This window comes from Campylobacter sp. RM16188, assembly GCF_012978795.1.
In the GTDB taxonomy this organism is placed as follows: Bacteria; Campylobacterota; Campylobacteria; order Campylobacterales; family Campylobacteraceae; genus Campylobacter_A; species Campylobacter_A canis.
Map to the genome: position 1 here is coordinate 1 of NZ_LIWQ01000020.1, position 20474 is coordinate 20474.

Consider the following 20474-nt stretch of genomic DNA (forward strand, 5'->3'; position numbering starts at 1 on the left):
CGCCTTCTATCGCAAGATTTTTAGCTATGATTATCACTCCCTCACACCCCAAGGCGTGAGCGGTTCTGATGATAGCGCCTATGTTTCCTATATCACTAAGTCCGTATAGAACGGTTATAAAATTTCTCTTTTTCAGCTCGTCAAATTGCTTAAATTTAAATTCTTCAACTTCGGCTAAAAATCCTTGATGGTTACCTCCGCGTGCAAGAGCTTGGGCTTTTTGGTTATCCACTCGCTTGATAGGCGCTCCTACCGAGGCGATTTGCGAAAAGGTAGCCTTATCGCACTCTTTTGCAAGGTAGATAGTTTTGACGCTTTTTTTGTAGCGCTTTATTATGTGTAAAAATAGCTGTTTTCCATATATAATCATCGGCTCATAATAGCTAAAAATCAGTAAAATTTAGCTTATTTAGTCAAAATTTCATATATTTTTTTGACATTTTCGCCAGTGATTTTGGCGATTAGTTTTGCCTTGGTTTTTGGAGGTATATCAAGAGAGGCGATATCTTCTATGGTTATTTTTTCGTTGCTTTGATGTGGGCTTTTGTCAATGACTATAGACCACTCGCCTTTTAAATTGGAGCTTTTAAGAATTTGGCTTAACTCTTTTGCGGTTGCGCCAAATTTGGTTTCAAATTTTTTAGTCGCTTCTTTGATCGCAAAAAGCTCTCTTTGCGGATCTAAATTTGCTATTTGCTCCACTAGGGCAAGCACTCTTTTGGGACTTTCGTATATGATGACCGGATAGGGCGAATTAAGCGCATTTTGTATCGCTACTGTGCGTTCTTTGCCTGTGTTTGGTAAAAAGCCTAAAAACGTAAATTCCTTATCGCAAAACCCGCTTGCCACGACCGCCAAAAGTAGAGCGCTTGAACCGCTTAATACTTCATACTCGATATTGTTTTTTATCGCAAATCTTATTAATTCAACTCCCGGATCGCTAATTGCTGGCATTCCAGCATCGCTTACATAAGCAACAGTTTTTTTGAAAATTTCTGTATCTAAATTTGCAAGAATTCGAGCTTCGTTATGAGAGTGAAGTGAGATAAATTTTTCTATCTTGATATCTGTATTAAAGCGAGAATTTAATAGATTTATGAGAGTTTTGGTAACTCTTGTGTCTTCACAAAACATCACTTCACATTCACGCAAAATATTTAATGCGTGAAGTGAAATGTCCTCTAAATTTCCTATTGGAGTAGGAATAAAATAGAGCAAAGTATTATTTCAGATTATATTTTTTCTTAAATTTATCAACTCTGCCTGCAGAATCGACTATCTTCTCGCTTCCTGTGAAGAATGGATGACACTCGTTGCAGATATCTACTCTGATTTCGTTTTTGTTTGATTTGGTCGTAAAAGTATTGCCGCAAGCGCAGGTTACTTTGCACTCAACAAATTCCGGATGAATCTCTTTTTTCATTTTTTATCCTTTTTATAGCCTATTTTATTATCTGTTTCGTTCATAGAGTAAGGCGTGATTATACAAAAAAACTTTTTAAAAATCAAATTTAGACTAAAACCTTTGCCGCAACGCTTAAAATCGCAGTTTGCGACCGAAGTATATTTTTAGAATTTAGACTGTATTTTTTACCTGTTTTTTCACGCTCGATTTGGCTAAATCCGCCTTCCGGACCAATGATTAAAAGCTCGGTTTGCTTATAATTTTCAAAATTTTCTCCGCCAAAATCAACTAGCGCAATATCCTTGTAAGAGTTTAAAACCTCATCTAAATTTTTATAAATTTCAATTTGCATAAGAGAATTTCGTCCGCATTGCTCGCAAGAGTTTATTAAAATTCTCTCAAGCCTATCTTTATCGATTTTAAAGTTTTTTTGAGAAAAATCGGAGTAGAAAAATATAAGCTTGCTAACTCCGATTTCATTTAAGCTAGGCAGAGTTTTTTCTATCACTTTAGTATCTATGATAGCCCAGCCAAGGTTGAAATTCAGCTCCTCGTCCTCTAGGCTATGCTTAAAAACCAGCGATAACTCGGCACTTTTTCTATCTAAATTTACAATTTCATATATATAATTTTGTCCGTCTTTTAAATTTCTAACGTCAATTCGCTCGCCAAGTTTTGCTCGCCTTGCTTTAAGATGTAAAAACTGCTCGTTTTGAAGGCAAATTTGCTCCTCTCCCGCCTGCCTTGAATAAAGAAATTTCATCTCACACCGCTTGCGATTAAAACCAAGGCAAGATCAAGTAAAATTTTAAATCTCATCTTTTTTCTAAAATCTATAAAATTTTTACTCCTCATGGCCACTTTTAATTTTTTAAACTCCATTGCGCCAAGTCCGATTAAAAGTACCCAAACGACTATCATCACTACCGCTCTGAAGCTTAAATGAAAGTAAAAAACACTCATCAATAAAAGACCCGTTAAAAGCATAGCCGCTAAAAAGCTATAGTAAGTCGGCAAGAAAAGTCGAATTCGCTTTGCATAAGATGGCGAATTTACGCCAAATTCTATAAGGCAAAAGTGTATAATTATGAGTGCTATTAATATAACGGCAATCGCCAAATGAAGGCTAAGCGCCATTTCGTAAAGCTCTTTTAAACTCTCATTAAATTCCATTATTTCCCTTCGACTACCGGTTCAGGCGGTAAATTTTCATCTATGGTTACGTTAGCATCAGGCGCAGCAATCGGCACATCGCTTGGAGGAGCTTCGTTTAGATCAAGTAAAATTTGCTTTTTTTCATCCTCGCAACCTGTGAAAAACAGTGCCGAAATCAAAGCCGAAATCCAAAAAATTCGCCTCATCATATCTCCTTTGGATTTATGATTTTTTGCCCGAGTTTTATCTTATCAAAGAGATCTTTATCATCCCATTCGCTTATGATTTCAGGCGAAAATATAATATCTTTTAAATTTATCTCGCCCATTTTGGCGTTATATGCGTCATCTTTAAAGCACTGCGCGTAGCCCGTGTCGGTTTCATGGACGATTACGCTGTGGATTTTTACTTCTCGCTCGCCGTTTTGCATAACGGTTGATTTTAAAAGTCTGTCGATTAGCACGAAAAATATCCTACAAAACTGCTCTGCTGAAGGATTTACGGGAATTTCTATCCAGCGTTTTGAATGCTTTTTCATATCGCTTAGATACTCTTTATCATCACCGCTAAAAAGCGTGGTTGTGTGATCAAAGCTGTCGATTAGACATTTGATATTTTGCTTCATCAAACCAAAGTCATAAACCATGCCCGCATTGTCTAAGAAATTTGATTCAAGTAGGATTTCAGCCCTATAAGAGTGCCCGTGAATGCTTGTTCTGCATCTTCTTGAGCTACAAAATCTCACAATGTGAGCGTTTTCAAATTTAAAAAGTTTTCTAATTATCATTTAAACTCCGTCCTTATCGCCCCAAAGTCTTATATGAACGCGATCCGTATAGTTAAAGCCAAATTTTATGCAAAATTCAGCTACGCTTTTAGCATTGTTTTCAAGGCTTATTTTATCATAACCTTGCGGCATGCAAAAAACGTCATTATCGCAAATTTCAAGGATTTCAAAAATTTCAGTCTTCGCTTGTGCGCTTTGAATCATCTCTTTATTTATCACAAATTTATAAAAGCTCTCTTTTGCATTTTCTTTTATAGCTTTTAAAGCCGCTTGATTTATGCGTTTGGCCTTGTTTTCACCGCTTGAGCTGAGCTTGACGCTTATGGCAAAAGTGCAGTTTTTATAAATCTGAAATTTACTAAAATCGATCTCAATCGTGCCGTTTGTCTCAAAATGCACCTTGTATTTTTCATCAAGCAAATTTCGCACCAAATTTATGAAATCTTCGTTTTTATGATGTAAAAGCGGCTCTCCGCCGGTTATGACGACGATAGGCTTTTGGTGTAAATTTTGATCGTATTTTTTAACGAGTGCTAAAATTTCTTGATAGGTTAAATTTTCGTATTTAAAGTGGCTTGTGTAAACAGCTCTAATAGTGTCGCAACCCGTTAGCTCTTCGCCGGTTTTTGGCGAAATTTTACTCACGCCAAAGCCTTTGCAGGTTAAGTTACATCCCGCAAATCGTAAAAATATGGCGAGCTTGCCGCTACTTTCGCCCTCGCCTTGTATACTTAAAAAGCTCTCGACCAAATTTAAACCCAAATTTTACCTTTCAAATTTGGCGAGATTATATCAAATTTCAGCCACCTGTTTGGTAAAAGGCTCTGCTTGAAGTTTCGTTTGCAACTCCCGCTTCCCATCTGTTTTTTTCGGGTTTGTTTTGAAGCACCTTGCGTAAAATTTCGCTTGCGCCCTTTACATCTCCCGCTTTTACGGCGTCTTTGATACTCATAGCATCTTCAAAATACAAGCACGGTATCAAAAACCCTTCAGCTGTTAAGCGAATTCTGTTGCAACTCTCGCAGAAGTCATGCTTATGCGGATCTATGATGCCGAATTTATATCCGTCCTCAAGCATATATATACTAGCAGGGCTTGTAGGTAGCTTGCCATCGCTTGTGATTTTATATTTTTGTCCGATAACGTCTAAAATTTCAGCCGCTTTCATGCCCTTAAGCTCGTCGTCTGCGTGCATGTTTTCCATATATTCGATAAAGCGAATTTGACAACCTCTGCTCTTTGCAAACTCAAGCAAGCTTACCAGTTCATCGTCATTTACGCCTTTTAGCGCGACTGTGTTTATCTTTACTTTAAGTCCTGCGTCAAGTGCGGCTTCAAAACCTGTCAAAACTTCGTGAAGCACGCTTTTTTGCGCGATAAATTTAGCTTTTTCGATTTTGAGGCTATCAAGTGACATGTTTAGTCTTTTAAGTCCCGCGTCTTTAAGCGATCTTGCGTAGTGCTTTAGCATGTAGCCGTTTGTAGTAAGGGCTAAGTCTATGTCGTTTTTATAATCGTGTATCATCCTTATAAAGCTGTCAAGATCTTTTCTTAAAAGCGGTTCACCGCCTGTTATTCGTATCTTTTTTACACCCTCGTCGATTGCGACTTTAACAAATAAAAACAGCTCCTCAAAGCTAAGCAAATTCTCTTTTGGTGTCCATTCAAAAGGGGTTTTTGGCATACAGTATTTGCATCTAAAGTTACAGCGTTGCGTTACTGAAATGCGCAGATAATCAACAACTCGTCCATGCCCGTCTATTAACATCTTTTACCCTTAAACCGCTCAAAAATTGAGCAAAATTTATGAGTATTATATGTGGCTTAGCTTTATTTTTTTTTAAATTTGACCTATTTTTGTGATGTTTATTTTTTATATTTTATATGTGTGATTAACATTTATTATATTAAATAAGTCTGTTTAATTTCAGCACTAGTTCGACTTTACCGACTCCAACTCGTAAACTTTTAGCTATGCTCTCTATGCTTTTGCCGGTGTTGTATAGATCAATGATACGCATCTCGTCGCTTTCCTCGCCAAAAGATGAAATTTTATTTATATCTTTTGTGCGCTCTTCAAGAGAATAAAGCCTATTTTGCTGCTCGACTTGAAAATTTCCTATTGACTCTTCGATACTTTGTAAAGTTTTAATGATAGGCGTTATTTTAGAGTTTATTACGTTGTTTAGTCTTTGTTCTAGCCTACCTTCTATCTCTTCTGCGTCAAGATCTGCGATGCCTGAGGTTTCTATATTTTTAAGCTGTTTTTTTATCAGGTGATTTTCTTGTATGATACTTTCGATTACCTTTTCATAGCGAGAGAATTTTTTTGAAGCCTCGGCGTCTTTTACGAATATAAGTATAAAAAGAATGAGTAAAACCAAGCCAAATCCGCCGTAAATTAAGATTTCATTATCCATTTGTTCCCTTTAATTCGCGTATCATCACGCGCTCTCTAGCGGTTACATAGCCGTTATAGTCGCTCTCGTCACTTTCGTGCATTCTGGTTATCCTTGCCGTTTTTTCATCAACCGCTTCAAAATATATCGCCACATCGCGTTTTGGAAATATAGGCATTGAAATTCTAGCGTAATAATTGCTATTTGGCTTAAATTTAGCCTCTTTTATCGCAAAATTTTCAAAGCCTATGCCCTCTATCACCGAGCTTTCATTAAGCTCAAGCTTTGAAATTTTTTCGTTTTTCAAATACGCATTTAGCTCGTCAAATTTGCGGTGAAGTTCGGTTATTAGCGTTAGCAATACTTGATCGCTCTCTTTGGTTTCGCCCCTTGCTTTAGCGCGCTTTAGCCACTGTCCTAGCGGATCGTCCTCGCTTCCGCTTAGCTTATCGAATTCAATCGCAAATTCATCTTTTCTATCTAAAATTTCTTCAAAAACGATATCTAAATTTGCAGGATAAAGCCTCATAAATCTATCCATATAAATATAAAAAACATAATTCCAAGATAGCCGTTTAGCGTGAAAAAGGCTCTATCTATCTTGCTAAAATCCTTGCGAACGATTTTGTGTTCGGCAAATAAAATCACTCCGCTTAATAAAACCCCAACAAATGCCCAAGCGCCCAAATTTGCAGCCCAAGCAAAGAGCAACCAAAACAAAACCGCATTTACATGAAAAAGTGCGGAGATAAACATCGTAGCTTTTTGCCCGTAAATCGAAGGTATGCTAAAAAGCCCCTTTTGCTTATCAAATTCCATATCCTGAAGCGAATAAAGCAGGTCAAATCCCGCCACCCAAAACATCACCCCAAGGCACAGCAGCACACTCCAAAGCGGTATGCTCGCACTTATCGCCACCGCTCCTGCGATCGGAGCTAAACCAAGCGATAAACCAAGCACCAAATGCGCAAGCTCGCTAAAGCGCTTAAAGAGCGAATATCCTCCAAGAATGATTAAAATCGGAAAAGATAGCCAAAATGCAAGATCGTTTATAAGCCAAGCGACTATAACAAAGATCGCCACATTTGCGATGATAAAAACAAGCAAATTCCCCCTGCCTATGCGTCCGTCAACGCTTGGACGATTTGCGGTGCGAGGGTTTAGCTTGTCGATATCCTCGTCCATGTATCGGTTAAAAGCCATTGCGAAATTTCTGGCACTCACCGCGCAGATTACGCCTAAAATCAACAGCTTCCAGCCAAACCAAGCCGAGTTATTTATCTGTTTGCTTGCAACTATCATCGCCGTAAAGATAAATGGAAGCGCAAAAATAGAGTGCTTAAATACGATTAGTTCGCCGATATCTTTTAGTGTCGTCAGAAATTTTTGCATATTTTTCCATAAATTTAAGTTTGGCGTTATTTTATCTTAAATTACAAAAATTTGCTAAAATTAAGCCGCTCAAGATAAATTTAAAGGAAAACCTATGAAAGACGTAGTGGTTATAGGAAGCGGAATTTCAGGGCTTTTTAGCGCTTATTGGTGTGTTAAAAACTCTCTTAGCGTAAGCGTGGTATCTAAATCGCAAAAGCCTGAAACTAACGGCTTAAATACGCTAAATTTATTTTTAGGCGCACATCGAAGTTTGTTTGACGAGGTTTTAAAATTCGCCAGAGGAGATGGCTTTGTGGGGTTTAAAAATTTAGCCGATAAAGCGTTTTTAAACTGGCTTTTAAAATTTAGCGTAAATCAAACTAGACCTAGCAAAAAGCTTGAAATTTTAACTCGTAGATACGGATTAAAAAGCTATGAAATTTACCAAAATTTAGCAAGCGAAATAGGGGAATTTGAATTTGAAAACAGAGGCGAAGCGCTTGTGTTTTTTGACGATAAAAAATACAAATTCATGCTTGAAAATATAAAATTTAACGATGAAAATTTCGAAATTTTAGATATACGCGACGAAAATACTTTGGGTCTTGTTAAAAACGGCGTAAAAGGAGCTTTAAATTTAAAGAAAAACGCAAGACTGGACGCGCAAAAACTATATGAAAATTTAAAAGCGTTTTTAGAGCGAAGCGGAGTTGCTTTTATAACCGATGAGATCGTTGATTACGAAGTTGGTGCAGATGGCGTAAGATCGGTAATCGGAAGGCTTGGCAGATATGAGGCAGGCAGCTTCATCCAAGCAAGCGGAGATGATAAGAATTTGGTTAAAAAATTAGGCGTGAATTTCGATCTCATTAGTGCGAAAATTTATGAAGTAAGTTTTGAAGCAAATGAGGATATATCGCCTAAAATGCCGCTTATGATTGATGATTTCGGATTGAATATAGATGCTAAAAACGGTCTTGTAAACATCGTTACAAAGCCTCAAATAAATGCAAAAGATGCGCTTGTGGATATAAAAGAGATAAATGAAAATTTAGCCAAGCTAAAGCCGTATACTTCATTTTTTGAGCTTAAAAATCCGACTTTTAAGGCTAAAAATTTAGCGTTTACGCCAAATTCTCTGCCGATATTTGGACGCGATGAGAGTTATAAAAATCTGCTTTATATAAGCGGTTTTGGGCTAAATGAGAGCCTATTTGCTCCGTGCGTTTCTCAAATTTTAACCGATATGATAGTGCGTGGCGTCTCAAATGAAAATAGCGATGACGTGCTGCTTTTTTCAGGAATTTACGCTTGAAAGAACTTGCTATCATAGGCGCTACGGCAAGCGGTAAGACTGATCTTGCGCTTAAGCTTGCAAGCGAGTTTCACGGCATTATCTTAAGTCTTGACTCGCTTTGCGTCTATAAAGAGATCAATATCGCAAGTGCAAAGCCAAGCGAGGCAGAGCTTGCTAGCGTGAGGCATTTTGGGATAAATTTGATATATCCAAACGAACATTTTGACGTAGGGATGTTTTTTGAGATTTATAAGCAAGCCCGCGAATTTGCGTTAGAAAGCGGGAAAAATTTATTTATAACGGGCGGAAGCGGATTTTATCTAAAATCCTTAATCTCGGGACTTTCGCCGAAATTTGATAAACTTGAAAGCGGACTTAGTAACGCTGAAATTTACGAATTTGCAAGTAAGATAGATCCCGTTTTTGCTTCTAAATTTAGCCAAAATGACACATATAGGCTAAATAAATGGCTTGAAATTTACGTTCATATTTTAAAGACCGAAAATCCCGCCCAAGAGTTTAAGCTTGAAAATTTGATTAAAATCGTGCAGGGTAAGACGGTGCAAAATTTGCAAATTTCAACCGCTCCAAGTGTTTATTTGCAAGAAAATACTTATGAGCCTATCATCTCAAATTTAAAGATTTTTGAGATAGTTTGGGACAAAGAAATTTTGCGTGAGCGCATAAAAATTCGCACCAAAAATATGCTTGAAAAAGGGCTTTTAGCTGAAGCGAAATTTCTTTTTGAAAAGTATCCTAGCGAGCCAAAACCGCTTAAGTCAATCGGGCTTAAAGAGTGCGGTGAGTTTTTAAGAGGCGAGATCAATGAAAGCGAGCTTTTTGAGCTGATTTCAACGCATACGGCTCAGCTTGCCAAACGTCAGCGCACTTTTAATCGCTCGCAATTTGAGGATAAATTTAGCGGCTCTATCAACGAGTGCAAGGCTAAGATCAGAGAGTTTTTGCAGGAATAAATTATTGTGTTTTTATAAAATTTGGCTTAATTGCCATTAAGAATTTTTAATAAAATTATATAAATTTAAATTATTTTTTCAAGAAATAGGAGGATTGTATGTGTATAAATTGTAAAAAAGAAGATATGAAAGATTTGGTATTTTCTAAATTTAGACCGCTTTGTCATAATGCAGGAGATATGATATATGGACTAAATGGTGATATAAAAAGCAAGAAATTTGAATCTAACTCTAGATTTGGGCAAATTTTAAAAAATAGTGAGTTGTATGCGCCAAATTTTGAAGCGTTTAATGATATTGATGAAGGTGTATTTTATATATCTGAAGAATATCAACATTTAATCAACCAAATTCGTCATATGAAAAAACGAGCGCATATTTGCTCATTTTCTTATGGAAAATGTGATTACTTTTGCGAAGATTTGATGTGGGCGCATTATGCAAATGCTCACTGTGGTGTTAAAATAGACTTCAAGATAGATACTGAAAATATTACAAGCAAAGAGCCAACTTTAATTTGCATGAAATACGGTGATACAAGGTATGATTTTAGAAATTTAAGCAATACAGAACATATCGATATGAAAACTGTGCAAGAACTGCTAAGCAAAAAGAAGTGTTGTTGGAAATACGAAGGTGAATATAGGGTGATTTTAAATGATAAAAAACTTCCTATAATAATCAAGCGCATAACATTGGGTAAAAAATTTGCGAGCAGAGTCGTAACAAATGACGAAATAGAAAAAATGGATTTTGATGAAAATATCAAAAAAGTAGCAAAACAAATCTTAGGATTATTAAAGGATAGCGGCAAATACGAATATGAATTGCCTGAAATTTGGTCCTATAGGACAAGATATTCCGATGAACCAAAAAAAATCGAATTTAATGAAATGTTTTGACAAATAGTATAGATAAAATATCAAAAAGCGTAATCATGAGAGAATTTTTAAGATGTTTTAGAAATTTTAGCGATTGATGTTTAGCGTTATTACGGTCCTTTTAAATAAAAAGAAGTATATCATAAACTGAGATTTCTTTGCTTATGAAAAGTGCTATTTTATATAAAAATATAACTTTAAATTAAAACAAATTACAATTTTATTGTAAATTTGCTTGGATTTCATATTAAATCCTGCATAATTGCTAAGCTAGTCAAATAAGGAGAAATCATTTTAGTTCATATCTGCTGTTCCGTCGATAGCCACTACTTTTTGCGCCGTTTGCGCGAGGACTTTCCTGATGAGGAGCTGATTGGCTATTTTTATGACCCAAACATCCATCCTTATAGCGAATTTTTGATGCGTTACGAGGACGTTAAGCGCTCGTGCGACACAATGGATATTAAGCTTATATGCGGAGAATACGACTATGAAAGCTGGCTTGCAGGAACTAAAGGGCTTGAAGATGAGCCTGAAAAAGGCAAGCGCTGCAAATACTGCTTTGATTTTCGCGTGGGAAGCTCGGCCGCTAAGGCGATTGAGCTTGGGCAAAAGTCCGTTACAACGACACTTTTAATGAGTCCAAAGAAGGATTTTAGCCAGCTTGAAGCTTCGCTAAAAGAGGCGGTAAGCGGCTATGAGCTTGAAGCGGTGGCTGTTGATTACCGAAAAAACGGCGGCACGAACGAGCAGTTTGAGCTAGCTAAAAAAGACAGGCTCTATCATCAAAATTACTGCGGATGTATCTTTGGTCTTAGTAAGCAGCGAGAGGCGCAGAATTTGCCGTTAAGTGAGCTTGCAAGCGAGATAAACGGACGCGTTTTACTAGGCAGCATCGAAGAGCGGCTTGAGCTTTATAAAAGAGTGCGAGAGTGCGAAGAAAAGGGCGTGAAATTTCATCTTTCGCGCAAGTATTTTTTAAACTACCGACTGCTTAGGGGATTTGTGAAAGTTGGCGGCGAAATTGCGCCTAGCTATTTTTTGCTTTATTCAAATTTTAAGCGTGCAAGCGTGAAATTTAGCGTAAGCAAGGCAAAAGATCTGCTTGACGAGCTTCGAGACGGCATAACGATGATGAATTTAGCCAAATTTAATGAAATTACGGGGCGTAAATACACTAGCGTTAGCGAGCTTTGCAAAAATCCGCCAAGCGTGGAGGCTGAGCTAAATTTAAGACGAGAAATTTGCGGGGATTTTAGCCAAAATCCAATAATCGTGCTTGATCAAATTTTAGAGGGCAGATATGAAATTTATGGCAAAAGCGTAACTTATAACGACAGCAGGGAAATTTTGGTTTTAGAGTGAATTAATGCTTAAAATTCGGCTTAAAATTTCCTGCTTAAAAAGCTAAAATTCAACTCAATAATCTTTCTCTTAGCAAAAATTAGCTAAAATCGGGTCTATATTTTAATAATTAAGGCTTAGCAGTGATAGACATAATGCAAATTCAAAAGATACTTCCGCATAGATATCCGTTTTTACTCATCGATAGAGTCGTAGAAATCGAGCCCGCAAAGCACATAGTGGCTTATAAAAACGTAACGATCGGCGAGCCGGTTTTCCAAGGACACTTCCCCGATCATCCGATATATCCGGGCGTAATGATAATAGAAGGCATGGCTCAAGCGGGCGGAGTGCTCGCGTTTAAGAGTATGAGCGATGAACATCAGGCGGGCATTGAAAATAAAGTTGTCTATTTTATGAGCATAGATCGCGCTAAATTTCGCCATCCGATCCGCCCTGGCGACAGGCTGGAGTACCGCCTTGAAGTGTTAAAACACAAGGGAAATATCTGGGTTCTTGACGGCAAGGCTTATGTGGACGGAACTCTTGCTTGCGAGGCGGAGTTAAAAGCCATGATAGTTGATAAGTAAGAAAAGTTGATAAATAGGCGAAATTTGATGAAAAATATCCATAAAACGGCGGTCATAGAAGACGGTGCCAAGATCGGCGAAGACGCGACAATCGAAGCCTATGCCTATGTCGGAAAGGACGCGGTGCTTGGTAACGGCGTGCTGGTTAAGCAGGGCGCTAGGATCGTGGGAGATACGCACATAGGCGACTTTAGTAAAATTTACAGCTACGCGATCGTAGGCGACATACCTCAAGATATCAGCTACAAGCCTGAAAGCGATACCGGCGTGCGCATAGGAAAGAATGCCACAATCCGTGAATTTTGCACGATAAATTCGGGCACGCATAAAGGCGATGGGCTAACTAGGATCGGCGATAGTGCCTTTATCATGGCGTATTGTCATATCGCGCATGACTGTATAATCGGCAATAACGTAATCCTAGCAAACAACGCTACTTTGGCCGGACACGTTGAGATGGGAGATTTTGCGGTAGTCGGCGGACTAACTCCCGTGCATCAGTTCGTGCGAATCGGTGAAAGCTGCATGATCGCAGGCGCAAGCGCGCTTAGTCAAGATGTAGTGCCGTTTTGCCTAGCCGAGGGCAATAGAGCCTACATAAGAGGGCTAAATTTGGTTGGAATTCGCAGAAGATTTGATAAAGAAAATGTAGAAGAGATAAATAGGGCTTATAAATTTTTATTTAGACACGAAGGCGGGTTAAAAGAGGCTGCAGGCGAGCTTATGCAAACTCAAAACAACGAAAATGTAAAAAAAATGTGCGAATTTATACTAAGCACGACGCGGGGAATTCCGCTGGCAAAAGGAAGAGAATAATGGCGAAAAAGTGTAATTTTTGTGGCGAAGTCGAGTCAAACGACAGAAGGTTGTTGTCTGATATACAAGGACACGCTTTCATATGCGAATACTGCATAAATGCCGCTTACAATATGATTTATGGCGATACCAGCCTTGAAAAAAGCGAAGAAATTTTAAAGCATGATTATAAAAATTTGACTCCAAAAGAGTTAAAAGAGGTGCTTGACGGTTATGTAGTCGGTCAAGATAAGGCAAAAAAGGTATTTAGCGTAGGTGTTTATAACCACTATAAGAGAATTTTCAAACAGAGCGAGATTGAGGATGATACCGAAATTTCAAAGTCAAATATCTTGCTTGTAGGACCTACGGGAAGCGGTAAAACGCTGATGGCTCAGACTTTGGCTAAATTTCTTGACGTGCCTATCGCGATTTGCGACGCGACAAGCTTAACTGAGGCCGGATATGTGGGCGAAGACGTGGAAAACATCTTAACAAGACTGCTTCAGGCGGCTGACGGCGATGTAAAAAGAGCCGAGCAGGGGATTGTGTTTGTAGATGAGATCGATAAGATAGCCAGAATGAGTGAAAATCGCTCGATAACGCGCGATGTTTCGGGTGAAGGCGTGCAGCAAGCGCTTCTTAAGATAATCGAAGGAAGCGTTGTAAATATCCCTCCAAAAGGCGGCAGAAAACATCCTAATCAAGAGTTTATCCAGATAGATACTTCAAACATCTTGTTTGTTTGCGGCGGCGCATTTGACGGGCTTAGCGATATTGTTGAGCGCAGGATAGGCAAAAACGTGCTTGGCTTTAATCAAGATAAACGTAGCAAAGAGGAGAGGTCGAATTTATTGCATTTACTTGAGCCTGATGATCTGGTGCATTTTGGACTTATTCCAGAACTCATCGGAAGACTTCATGTAGTCGCAACGCTTAACGAGATAACCAAAGATGATATGGTAAGAATTCTTACCGAGCCGAAAAACGCTATCTTAAAGCAGTATCAAAAGCTTTTTGCTATTGATAAAGCAACGCTTAAATTTGACGATGAGGCGCTTAAGGAAGTTGCGGGGCTTGCCATAGAGCGAAAGACCGGGGCAAGAGGTCTTAGAAGTATAATGGAAGAGGTTATGATAGATATCATGTATGAGCTTCCGGAGCTTGGCGGATATGAAGTAGTGATAACAAAAGATGTCGTAAACGGCGATGCTAAGCCGATTTTAGTCAAACAAAACAAACTAAGTGCATAATATAAAAGGTAGAAGATGATTTTAGATCAAATTATTGGATTTTTCTCAAGTGATATGGGTATAGATTTGGGCACGGCAAATACGCTTGTCTTAGTAAAAGATAAAGGTATCATCATAAACGAGCCTTCGGTTGTCGCCGTGCAGCGTGAAAAATACGGTAAGCAAAAAATTTTAGCCGTAGGGCACGAGGCCAAGGATATGGTCGGTAAGACTCCTGGGGATATCGAGGCGATAAGACCTATGAGAGACGGCGTTATAGCGGATTTTGACATGACTGAAAAGATGATAAGGTATTTTATAGAAAAGACTCACAGACGCAAAAGCTTCATCCGCCCCCGTATCATCATATCCGTTCCTTACGGACTAACTCAAGTTGAAAGAAAAGCTGTTCGTGAAAGCGCTCTAAGTGCGGGCGCTAGGGAGGTCTTTTTGATAGAAGAGCCTATGGCTGCGGCAATAGGAGCAAATTTGCCTGTTCGCGAGCCGCAAGGAAATTTAGTTGTGGATATCGGCGGCGGAACAACTGAAATCGGCGTAGTTTCACTTGGCGGCTTGGTTATAAGTAAATCAATTAGAACCGCAGGCGATAAGCTAGATACGAGCATAGTAAATTACGTAAAAGAAAAATACAATCTTCTAATCGGTGAAAGAGCCGGTGAAGATATCAAAATAAGCGTCGGTTCTGCCATCCAGCTTCCTCAAGAGCTTTCAATCGTAGTAAAAGGACGCGATCAGATAAGCGGTCTTTTAAGCAGGATAGAGCTAACCAGCGAAGATGTACGTGAGGCGATGAGAGAGCCGCTTAAAGAGATAGCGGATGCCTTAAAAACCGTGCTTGAGATGATGCCGCCTGATCTTGCGGGCGATATCGTAGAAAACGGCGTCGTGCTAACCGGCGGCGGCGCTTTGATAAGAGGTATAGACAAGTATCTAGCCGACATCGTGAAGCTTCCTGTATTTGTCGCGGACGAGCCTTTGATGGCGGTTGCAAGAGGCACGGGCAGAGCGCTTGAAGAGATCGGCTTGCTTCAGCAGCTAACAAATGAAGAGTAAAATTTTATTTGTTTTTATAATTGGTTTTTTGGTGTCGGCTTCTCTTTATAAGAGCGAGCTTATCACCAAGGAAGTTATAAATTTTAATAGCTCTATCGTTAAAATTTACGATGATAGCGTTAATTTTATAAGAGATAGGATAAATGAGTATTTTAGGCAAAAAGAAGAAATTTTATCCCTCAGGGCTCAAAATGCGGAGCTTGAAAAATCAGCCGTTTTGCTGGCGAATTTCGCAAATGAATTAAATGAAATTTTACTTGATAAAAACTCAAGCGTCTATGAGCCGAAAATTCAGCTCGTTCGCGCTTTAAGTTATGTTAATATAAGCGATTATAATAAAATTTGGCTGGATAAATTTGAGGATTTTAATAGCTCTAAAATTTACGGACTTATTTATCAGGGCAAAAGTGCGGGTATCGTAGTTTCTAAAGACGATAGGCCTATGGCGCTTTTACAAAACGACCCCAAAAATATATTTGCCGTTTATATAGGCAATGAAAAAATTCCAGGCATAGCTCACGGAAATAAAAACGGACTTATTATCAAATTTATCCCACAGTGGCTTCATCCTAAAGAGGGCGATGAGGTCTATACAAGCGGGCTTGACGGGATATTTTTTAGCGGAATTTCGGTAGGAAAAGTTACAAAAGTTATAGAAGAGAGTTTGTATAAAAGCGTTTTGGTCGAACCATACGCAAAAGTTACCATCCCATCATATTTGTATGTTGTTATAAAGGAAAAATAATGCCAAAAAGAGAAGATATAAATACTATTTTGTTGATCGGCTCAGGTCCTATCGTGATCGGTCAGGCTTGCGAATTTGACTACTCGGGCACTCAAGCGGCTAAGACGCTAAAAGAGCTTGGCTACCGCGTTGTGCTTATCAACTCAAACCCGGCTACCATAATGACGGATCCGGATTTTGCGCACGCAACTTACGTAGAGCCTATAACGAAAGAAAGCATTAAAAGAATAATACAAAAAGAAAAGGTCGATGCCATACTTCCTACTATGGGCGGGCAAGTTGCTCTTAATGTAGCCATGGAGCTTTATGAATCGGGCATGCTTGATGGGGTTAAATTCCTTGGTGCAAGACCCGAAGCTATCAAAAAGGGTGAAGACAGACAGGCGTTTAAAGACGCTATGATAAAAATCGGCATGGATCTTCCAAAGAGCCACTACGCATACAGCATGCAAGACGCTATGCAGGCGGCATCAATGATAGGTTTTCCTATTATTATCCGCGCGAGCTATACTCTTGGAGGTGCGGGAAGCGGTGTGGCTTATAATATCGACGAATTCAAAGAGCTAGCCCAAGCGGGACTTGATGCAAGCCCGATACATGAAATTTTAGTAGAGGAGAGCTTGCTTGGTTGGAAAGAGTATGAAATGGAAGTTATCAGAGATAGAAAAGATAACTGCATTATCGTCTGCTCGATTGAGAATTTCGATCCGATGGGCGTTCATACGGGCGATAGCATAACGGTTGCGCCGGCTTTAACTCTAACGGATAAAGAGTATCAGGTGATGCGTGACGCGAGCTTTAAAATTTTGCGTGAGATCGGCGTAGATACGGGCGGAAGCAACGTTCAGTTCGCGGTAAATCCAAAAGACGGTCGCATGATAGTTATCGAGATGAATCCGCGCGTTAGCCGAAGCTCTGCACTTGCTAGCAAGGCTACGGGCTATCCTATAGCTAAGGTTGCCACACTTCTTGCGGTCGGATTTAGCCTAGATGAGATCAGAAACGACATCACGGGCACTCCTGCTAGCTTTGAGCCTGTGATTGATTATATCGTCACTAAAATTCCTCGCTTTACCTTTGAGAAATTCCCCGGATCAAATCCGCATCTTGGCACCGCTATGAAATCGGTAGGCGAAGTTATGGCGATAGGACGAACTTTCAAAGAGAGTATCCAAAAGGCGCTTTGCTCTATGGAGAAGGATTATTTCGGGTTTAATTTTTTAAATTTAGACAGAAACGACCTGATTTACGGACTTAGAAATGCAAATGAAAGTAGAATTTTATACATAGCTCAAGCTTTTAGAGACGGATTTAGCATGCAAGAGGTGAATGAATTTAGCAAGATAGATCCTTGGTTTTTGGATCAAATTCGTCAAATCGTGGAATTTGAAGATAAGATCGATATGGATATCTTAAATGACGAAAATCTGCTTCGCACGGCTAAAACCATGGGCTTTAGCGATAAGATGATAGCTCATCTGATAAATTTAAAAGACAATCTTGAACTAAGCCAAAACGATATATATTTCGCTAGAGAAAAGATGGGCGTTAGGCTTGAATACAACGAAGTAGATACTTGTGCAGGCGAGTTTAAATCAACCACATCTTATCTATACTCTACTACCAATGTAACCAAAATAGACAGCGATGAAAATTTGGACAAGTCCAAAAAAGTTATGATCATAGGCGGCGGACCAAACCGCATAGGTCAAGGCATAGAGTTTGACTACTGCTGCGTGCATGCAAGCTACGCTTTAAGAGATCTTGGCGTAAAAACCATCATGTATAACTGCAACCCCGAAACGGTATCAACCGACTATGATACGAGCGATATACTTTACTTTGAGCCGATTGATTTTGAGCATGTACGCTCAGTCATCGAGCGCGAGAAACCCGATGGGGTGATCGTGCATTTTGGTGGTCAAACTCCGCTAAAATTCGCTAAGCGCCTAAGTATAGCGGGAGCTAAGATTATAGGCACTACCGCGAGGGTTATAGATATCGCCGAAGATAGAAAGAAATTTAGCGAATTTATAAATAAAATCGGCGTAAAACAGCCTACAAACGACACTGCAACCAGTCAGAAAGAAGCCATAGAAAAAGCTAACGCTATCGGCTATCCGGTACTTGTGCGCCCTAGCTACGTGCTTGGCGGACGAGCCATGAGGCGCGTGCATAGCGAAGATGAGTTAAAGCAATATATGAACGAAGCGGTTAAGGTTAGCAATAACTCCCCGGTACTGCTTGATAAATTTCTTCAAGATGCGACCGAGCTTGACGTGGACGCTATATGCGACGGTAAAGATGTCTATATCGGAGCTATCATGCAGCATATCGAAGAGGCGGGAATTCACTCTGGCGATAGCGCGTGCATACTGCCGCCGATGAGTTTAAGCGCCGAGATGATAAAAAAGGTTGAAGCTCAAACTCGCGATATAGCTCTAAATTTAGGCGTTGTAGGACTTATGAACATACAGTTTGCTATTTATAAAAGCGATCAAAACGATGCCGAGGGCGAGCTTTATATGATCGAAGTAAATCCTCGCGCAAGCCGCACCGTGCCTTTTGTAAGCAAGGCTACGGGAATTCCTATGGCAAAAGTCGCAACACGCGTAATGTGGCAGGGAAATTTGCGCGAAGCTCTTGAATTTTATGACAGTTACAAAGTGGTGTTTGAAGAAGACGGTATCTTAAAGCCACGCGTGAAAAATCACGTCTGCGTAAAAGAGGCGGTATTTCCTTTCAATAAGCTAAGCGGAGCTGATTTGATACTTGGTCCCGAGATGAAAAGTACGGGCGAGGTTATGGGTATAAGTAATGATTTTGCAAAGAGTTTTGCCAAATCTCAAATCGCCGCTAACAACTCATTGCCAACTAGCGGAACGGTCTTTTTAACACTTGCGGATAACGATAAAATCTATGCCGCATCTCTTGCAAACGAGCTTATAAATCTGGGCTTTAAGATAATAGCCACCGGCGGAACGCATAAAATTTTAGCAGATAGCGGTATAGAGGCCGAATTCGTCTATAAGATCAGTGAAGGTCGTCCAAGTGTCGAGGACAGGCTTAAAAACGGCGATATCTCGCTTGTGATAAATACCAGCGATAGCAAATCAAATGCCGAGGACGGAAAGAAAATTCGCCAAAATATCTTGCGCTTTAAAATTCCTTATTTTACCACTATCGCCGCCGCTCTTGCTGCTGCAAAATCAATTAGAAGCGTTCAAGACGGCTCTGCTCTTGAAGTAAAAAGCCTGCAGGAGTATTTGGGGTAAATCTAACTTGGCAGGTTGATTTCGCCTACCGATATTTTAAAAAATAGGATTAAAGCCGTTAAATTTATGGGCTGATTTTGGAGAATTTATAAATTACTATGAAGCAAAAAGATTTTGTCATACAAGCTATGCTGGAAAACGGAAATTTAGCCACTCTTTCTCAGCTTTATAGGCTAACCGACGTTAGTTCGTGGCAGACTAAAACGCCTTTTGCTACGATACGCAGGATAGTTCAGACAAATAAAGAGTTTTTTAAAATTCAGCCCGGGCTTTGGGGGCTTAGCGCATTCAAAGATGAAATTTTATCAAAATTTAACCTAAAAGAAATTGCGACACAGAGCGAATTTACTCACTCTTATTTTCAAGGCATTATCACACAAATTGGAAATTTAAGAAATTTTCATACCTATATACCACCACAAGATAAAAATAGATTGTTTGTTGATAAAAAGCTTCACGAAGTAGCTACAACTAGCGAAATTTATGAATTTTCATATCCGAAAATTATAAAATTTGCCAAAACTATCGATGCGATATGGTTTAACGAGCGCAAGCTGCCTCATTCGTTTTTTGAGGTAGAACATAGCACCGATTTTAAAAATTCTCTTAATAAATTTTACGAGCTTCAAGACTTTAACGCTAAGATGTTTATAGTGGCTAATAAAAATAGACGAGCACAATTTGAAAGCGTAATAGGCGCATCGATATATGAAAGTATAGCAAGTAGCGTGCGTTTTGTAGATTATGATAGCATAGTAAATCTATATGAAAAAGAAAATTTAAGGGTGCAAGTTGGAATTTGAAGTACAAATCACCGAGACTCTTGTAAAAAAGATCTTTGTTAAAGCTAAAAATAAGGAAGTTGCACGTAAGATCGTAAAATCAGCTTACGAGAAATGCGAAGTGGTTTTAAGTGCGGATGATTTTTATTGTGTGGAGTTTGAAGCCAAAGAGCAATCTAAGCCTGAAATCTAAAATTTAGGTTTTAAATGGGGCCAAATGTAACGAATTTTGACGAGTTTTTGGGACTGCTTAAGAAAACTAATGCGAATTTGAGCTATTTTACCGACTTTGAAAAGTGCGATAAAAATTTGCAATCAGTTTGTATAAAGCTTCATACTCTTAACTTTCTGCTTGGTAAAAATGA

General features: G+C 39.1%; 25 protein-coding genes. 13 read left to right on the forward strand and 12 right to left on the reverse strand.

The window, feature by feature from the left end:
- From CDOM16188_RS10340 to mqnP, 12 genes are all read right to left on the reverse strand, one after another.
- Nucleotides 1-370, reverse strand: a 370-nt coding sequence (locus CDOM16188_RS10340) for an RNA methyltransferase substrate-binding domain-containing protein (RefSeq protein ID WP_301538612.1), incomplete at its 3' end; no start/stop codon positions are given.
- Between the two features lie 35 nt (nucleotides 371-405).
- Entirely contained in the window at nucleotides 406-1218 is an 813-nt protein-coding gene (rsmI, locus tag CDOM16188_RS10345) for a 16S rRNA (cytidine(1402)-2'-O)-methyltransferase (RefSeq protein ID WP_172201964.1), read from the reverse strand.
- 4 nt (nucleotides 1219-1222) lie between these two features.
- Nucleotides 1223-1423, reverse strand: coding sequence for a 50S ribosomal protein L31 (gene rpmE / locus CDOM16188_RS10350; protein ID WP_169943174.1), 201 nt, complete (start codon nucleotides 1421-1423; stop codon nucleotides 1223-1225).
- 88 nt (nucleotides 1424-1511) lie between these two features.
- Nucleotides 1512-2168 carry a 16S rRNA (uracil(1498)-N(3))-methyltransferase gene (locus CDOM16188_RS10355; RefSeq protein ID WP_172201966.1) on the reverse strand — a complete coding sequence of 219 codons (657 nt, stop codon included), beginning with the start codon at nucleotides 2166-2168 and terminating at the stop codon, nucleotides 1512-1514.
- A complete protein-coding gene (locus CDOM16188_RS10360) occupies nucleotides 2165-2578 on the reverse strand; it encodes a hypothetical protein (protein WP_172201968.1) in 414 nt (137 codons plus the stop codon). Before CDOM16188_RS10360 ends, CDOM16188_RS10355 begins: the two co-directional genes overlap by 4 nt.
- On the reverse strand, nucleotides 2578-2766 hold the full coding sequence (locus CDOM16188_RS10365) for a hypothetical protein (protein WP_169973551.1): 189 nt from the start codon (nucleotides 2764-2766) through the stop codon (nucleotides 2578-2580). The genes CDOM16188_RS10360 and CDOM16188_RS10365 overlap by 1 nt, the downstream gene beginning before the upstream one ends.
- Nucleotides 2766-3347 carry a 6-carboxytetrahydropterin synthase gene (locus CDOM16188_RS10370; RefSeq protein ID WP_172201970.1) on the reverse strand — a complete coding sequence of 194 codons (582 nt, stop codon included), beginning with the start codon at nucleotides 3345-3347 and terminating at the stop codon, nucleotides 2766-2768. Before CDOM16188_RS10370 ends, CDOM16188_RS10365 begins: the two co-directional genes overlap by 1 nt.
- Nucleotides 3348-4109, reverse strand: a complete 762-nt coding sequence (locus tag CDOM16188_RS10375) for a 7-carboxy-7-deazaguanine synthase QueE (RefSeq protein WP_172201972.1) — start codon at nucleotides 4107-4109, stop codon at nucleotides 3348-3350.
- 37 nt (nucleotides 4110-4146) lie between these two features.
- Nucleotides 4147-5115 carry a GTP 3',8-cyclase MoaA gene (moaA, locus tag CDOM16188_RS10380; RefSeq protein WP_170018830.1) on the reverse strand — a complete coding sequence of 323 codons (969 nt, stop codon included), beginning with the start codon at nucleotides 5113-5115 and terminating at the stop codon, nucleotides 4147-4149.
- A 139-nt stretch (nucleotides 5116-5254) separates the two neighbouring features.
- The gene (locus tag CDOM16188_RS10385) at nucleotides 5255-5767 is read right to left on the reverse strand and encodes a hypothetical protein (RefSeq protein WP_172201974.1); all 513 of its coding nucleotides are present in this window, start codon (nucleotides 5765-5767) and stop codon (nucleotides 5255-5257) included.
- The gene (locus tag CDOM16188_RS10390) at nucleotides 5760-6275 is read right to left on the reverse strand and encodes a hypothetical protein (RefSeq protein WP_172201999.1); all 516 of its coding nucleotides are present in this window, start codon (nucleotides 6273-6275) and stop codon (nucleotides 5760-5762) included. The genes CDOM16188_RS10385 and CDOM16188_RS10390 overlap by 8 nt, the downstream gene beginning before the upstream one ends.
- Nucleotides 6272-7138 carry a menaquinone biosynthesis prenyltransferase MqnP gene (gene mqnP / locus CDOM16188_RS10395; protein WP_172201975.1) on the reverse strand — a complete coding sequence of 289 codons (867 nt, stop codon included), beginning with the start codon at nucleotides 7136-7138 and terminating at the stop codon, nucleotides 6272-6274. The genes CDOM16188_RS10390 and mqnP overlap by 4 nt, the downstream gene beginning before the upstream one ends.
- 94 nt (nucleotides 7139-7232) lie before the next feature.
- Between mqnP and CDOM16188_RS10400 the strand changes: the two genes are divergently transcribed.
- The 13 genes from CDOM16188_RS10400 to CDOM16188_RS10460 all read left to right on the forward strand — a co-directional run.
- Nucleotides 7233-8435, forward strand: coding sequence for an FAD-binding oxidoreductase (locus tag CDOM16188_RS10400; RefSeq protein WP_172201977.1), 1203 nt, complete (start codon nucleotides 7233-7235; stop codon nucleotides 8433-8435).
- Entirely contained in the window at nucleotides 8432-9391 is a 960-nt protein-coding gene (locus CDOM16188_RS10405; protein ID WP_172201979.1) for a tRNA (adenosine(37)-N6)-dimethylallyltransferase MiaA, read from the forward strand. Before CDOM16188_RS10400 ends, CDOM16188_RS10405 begins: the two co-directional genes overlap by 4 nt.
- A 98-nt stretch (nucleotides 9392-9489) precedes the next feature.
- On the forward strand, nucleotides 9490-10293 hold the full coding sequence (locus CDOM16188_RS10410) for a DUF2971 domain-containing protein (RefSeq protein ID WP_172201981.1): 804 nt from the start codon (nucleotides 9490-9492) through the stop codon (nucleotides 10291-10293).
- A 270-nt stretch (nucleotides 10294-10563) separates the two neighbouring features.
- Nucleotides 10564-11637, forward strand: a complete 1074-nt coding sequence (locus tag CDOM16188_RS10415) for an epoxyqueuosine reductase QueH (protein ID WP_172202001.1) — start codon at nucleotides 10564-10566, stop codon at nucleotides 11635-11637.
- A gap of 122 nt (nucleotides 11638-11759) precedes the next feature.
- Complete coding sequence (gene fabZ, locus CDOM16188_RS10420) at nucleotides 11760-12206, forward strand: 3-hydroxyacyl-ACP dehydratase FabZ (protein WP_169973535.1); 447 nt, start codon at nucleotides 11760-11762, stop codon at nucleotides 12204-12206.
- Between the two features lie 27 nt (nucleotides 12207-12233).
- On the forward strand, nucleotides 12234-13022 hold the full coding sequence (gene lpxA / locus CDOM16188_RS10425) for an acyl-ACP--UDP-N-acetylglucosamine O-acyltransferase (protein ID WP_170018837.1): 789 nt from the start codon (nucleotides 12234-12236) through the stop codon (nucleotides 13020-13022).
- On the forward strand, nucleotides 13022-14254 hold the full coding sequence (clpX, locus tag CDOM16188_RS10430; RefSeq protein ID WP_172201983.1) for an ATP-dependent Clp protease ATP-binding subunit ClpX: 1233 nt from the start codon (nucleotides 13022-13024) through the stop codon (nucleotides 14252-14254). The genes lpxA and clpX overlap by 1 nt, the downstream gene beginning before the upstream one ends.
- 15 nt (nucleotides 14255-14269) lie before the next feature.
- The gene (locus tag CDOM16188_RS10435) at nucleotides 14270-15307 is read left to right on the forward strand and encodes a rod shape-determining protein (RefSeq protein WP_169943190.1); all 1038 of its coding nucleotides are present in this window, start codon (nucleotides 14270-14272) and stop codon (nucleotides 15305-15307) included.
- Nucleotides 15297-16052, forward strand: coding sequence for a rod shape-determining protein MreC (mreC, locus tag CDOM16188_RS10440; RefSeq protein WP_172201985.1), 756 nt, complete (start codon nucleotides 15297-15299; stop codon nucleotides 16050-16052). Before CDOM16188_RS10435 ends, mreC begins: the two co-directional genes overlap by 11 nt.
- Nucleotides 16052-19327, forward strand: a complete 3276-nt coding sequence (gene carB / locus CDOM16188_RS10445) for a carbamoyl-phosphate synthase large subunit (RefSeq protein WP_172201995.1) — start codon at nucleotides 16052-16054, stop codon at nucleotides 19325-19327. Before mreC ends, carB begins: the two co-directional genes overlap by 1 nt.
- A 98-nt stretch (nucleotides 19328-19425) precedes the next feature.
- A complete protein-coding gene (locus CDOM16188_RS10450; protein ID WP_172201997.1) occupies nucleotides 19426-20130 on the forward strand; it encodes a hypothetical protein in 705 nt (234 codons plus the stop codon).
- Nucleotides 20120-20302: a DpnD/PcfM family protein gene (locus tag CDOM16188_RS10455; RefSeq protein ID WP_169943194.1), complete on the forward strand. Its 183-nt coding sequence runs from the start codon at nucleotides 20120-20122 to the stop codon at nucleotides 20300-20302. The genes CDOM16188_RS10450 and CDOM16188_RS10455 overlap by 11 nt, the downstream gene beginning before the upstream one ends.
- 14 nt (nucleotides 20303-20316) lie before the next feature.
- A partial coding sequence (locus tag CDOM16188_RS10460) for a DpnII family type II restriction endonuclease (RefSeq protein WP_283956686.1) occupies nucleotides 20317-20474 on the forward strand: 158 nt, incomplete at its 3' end.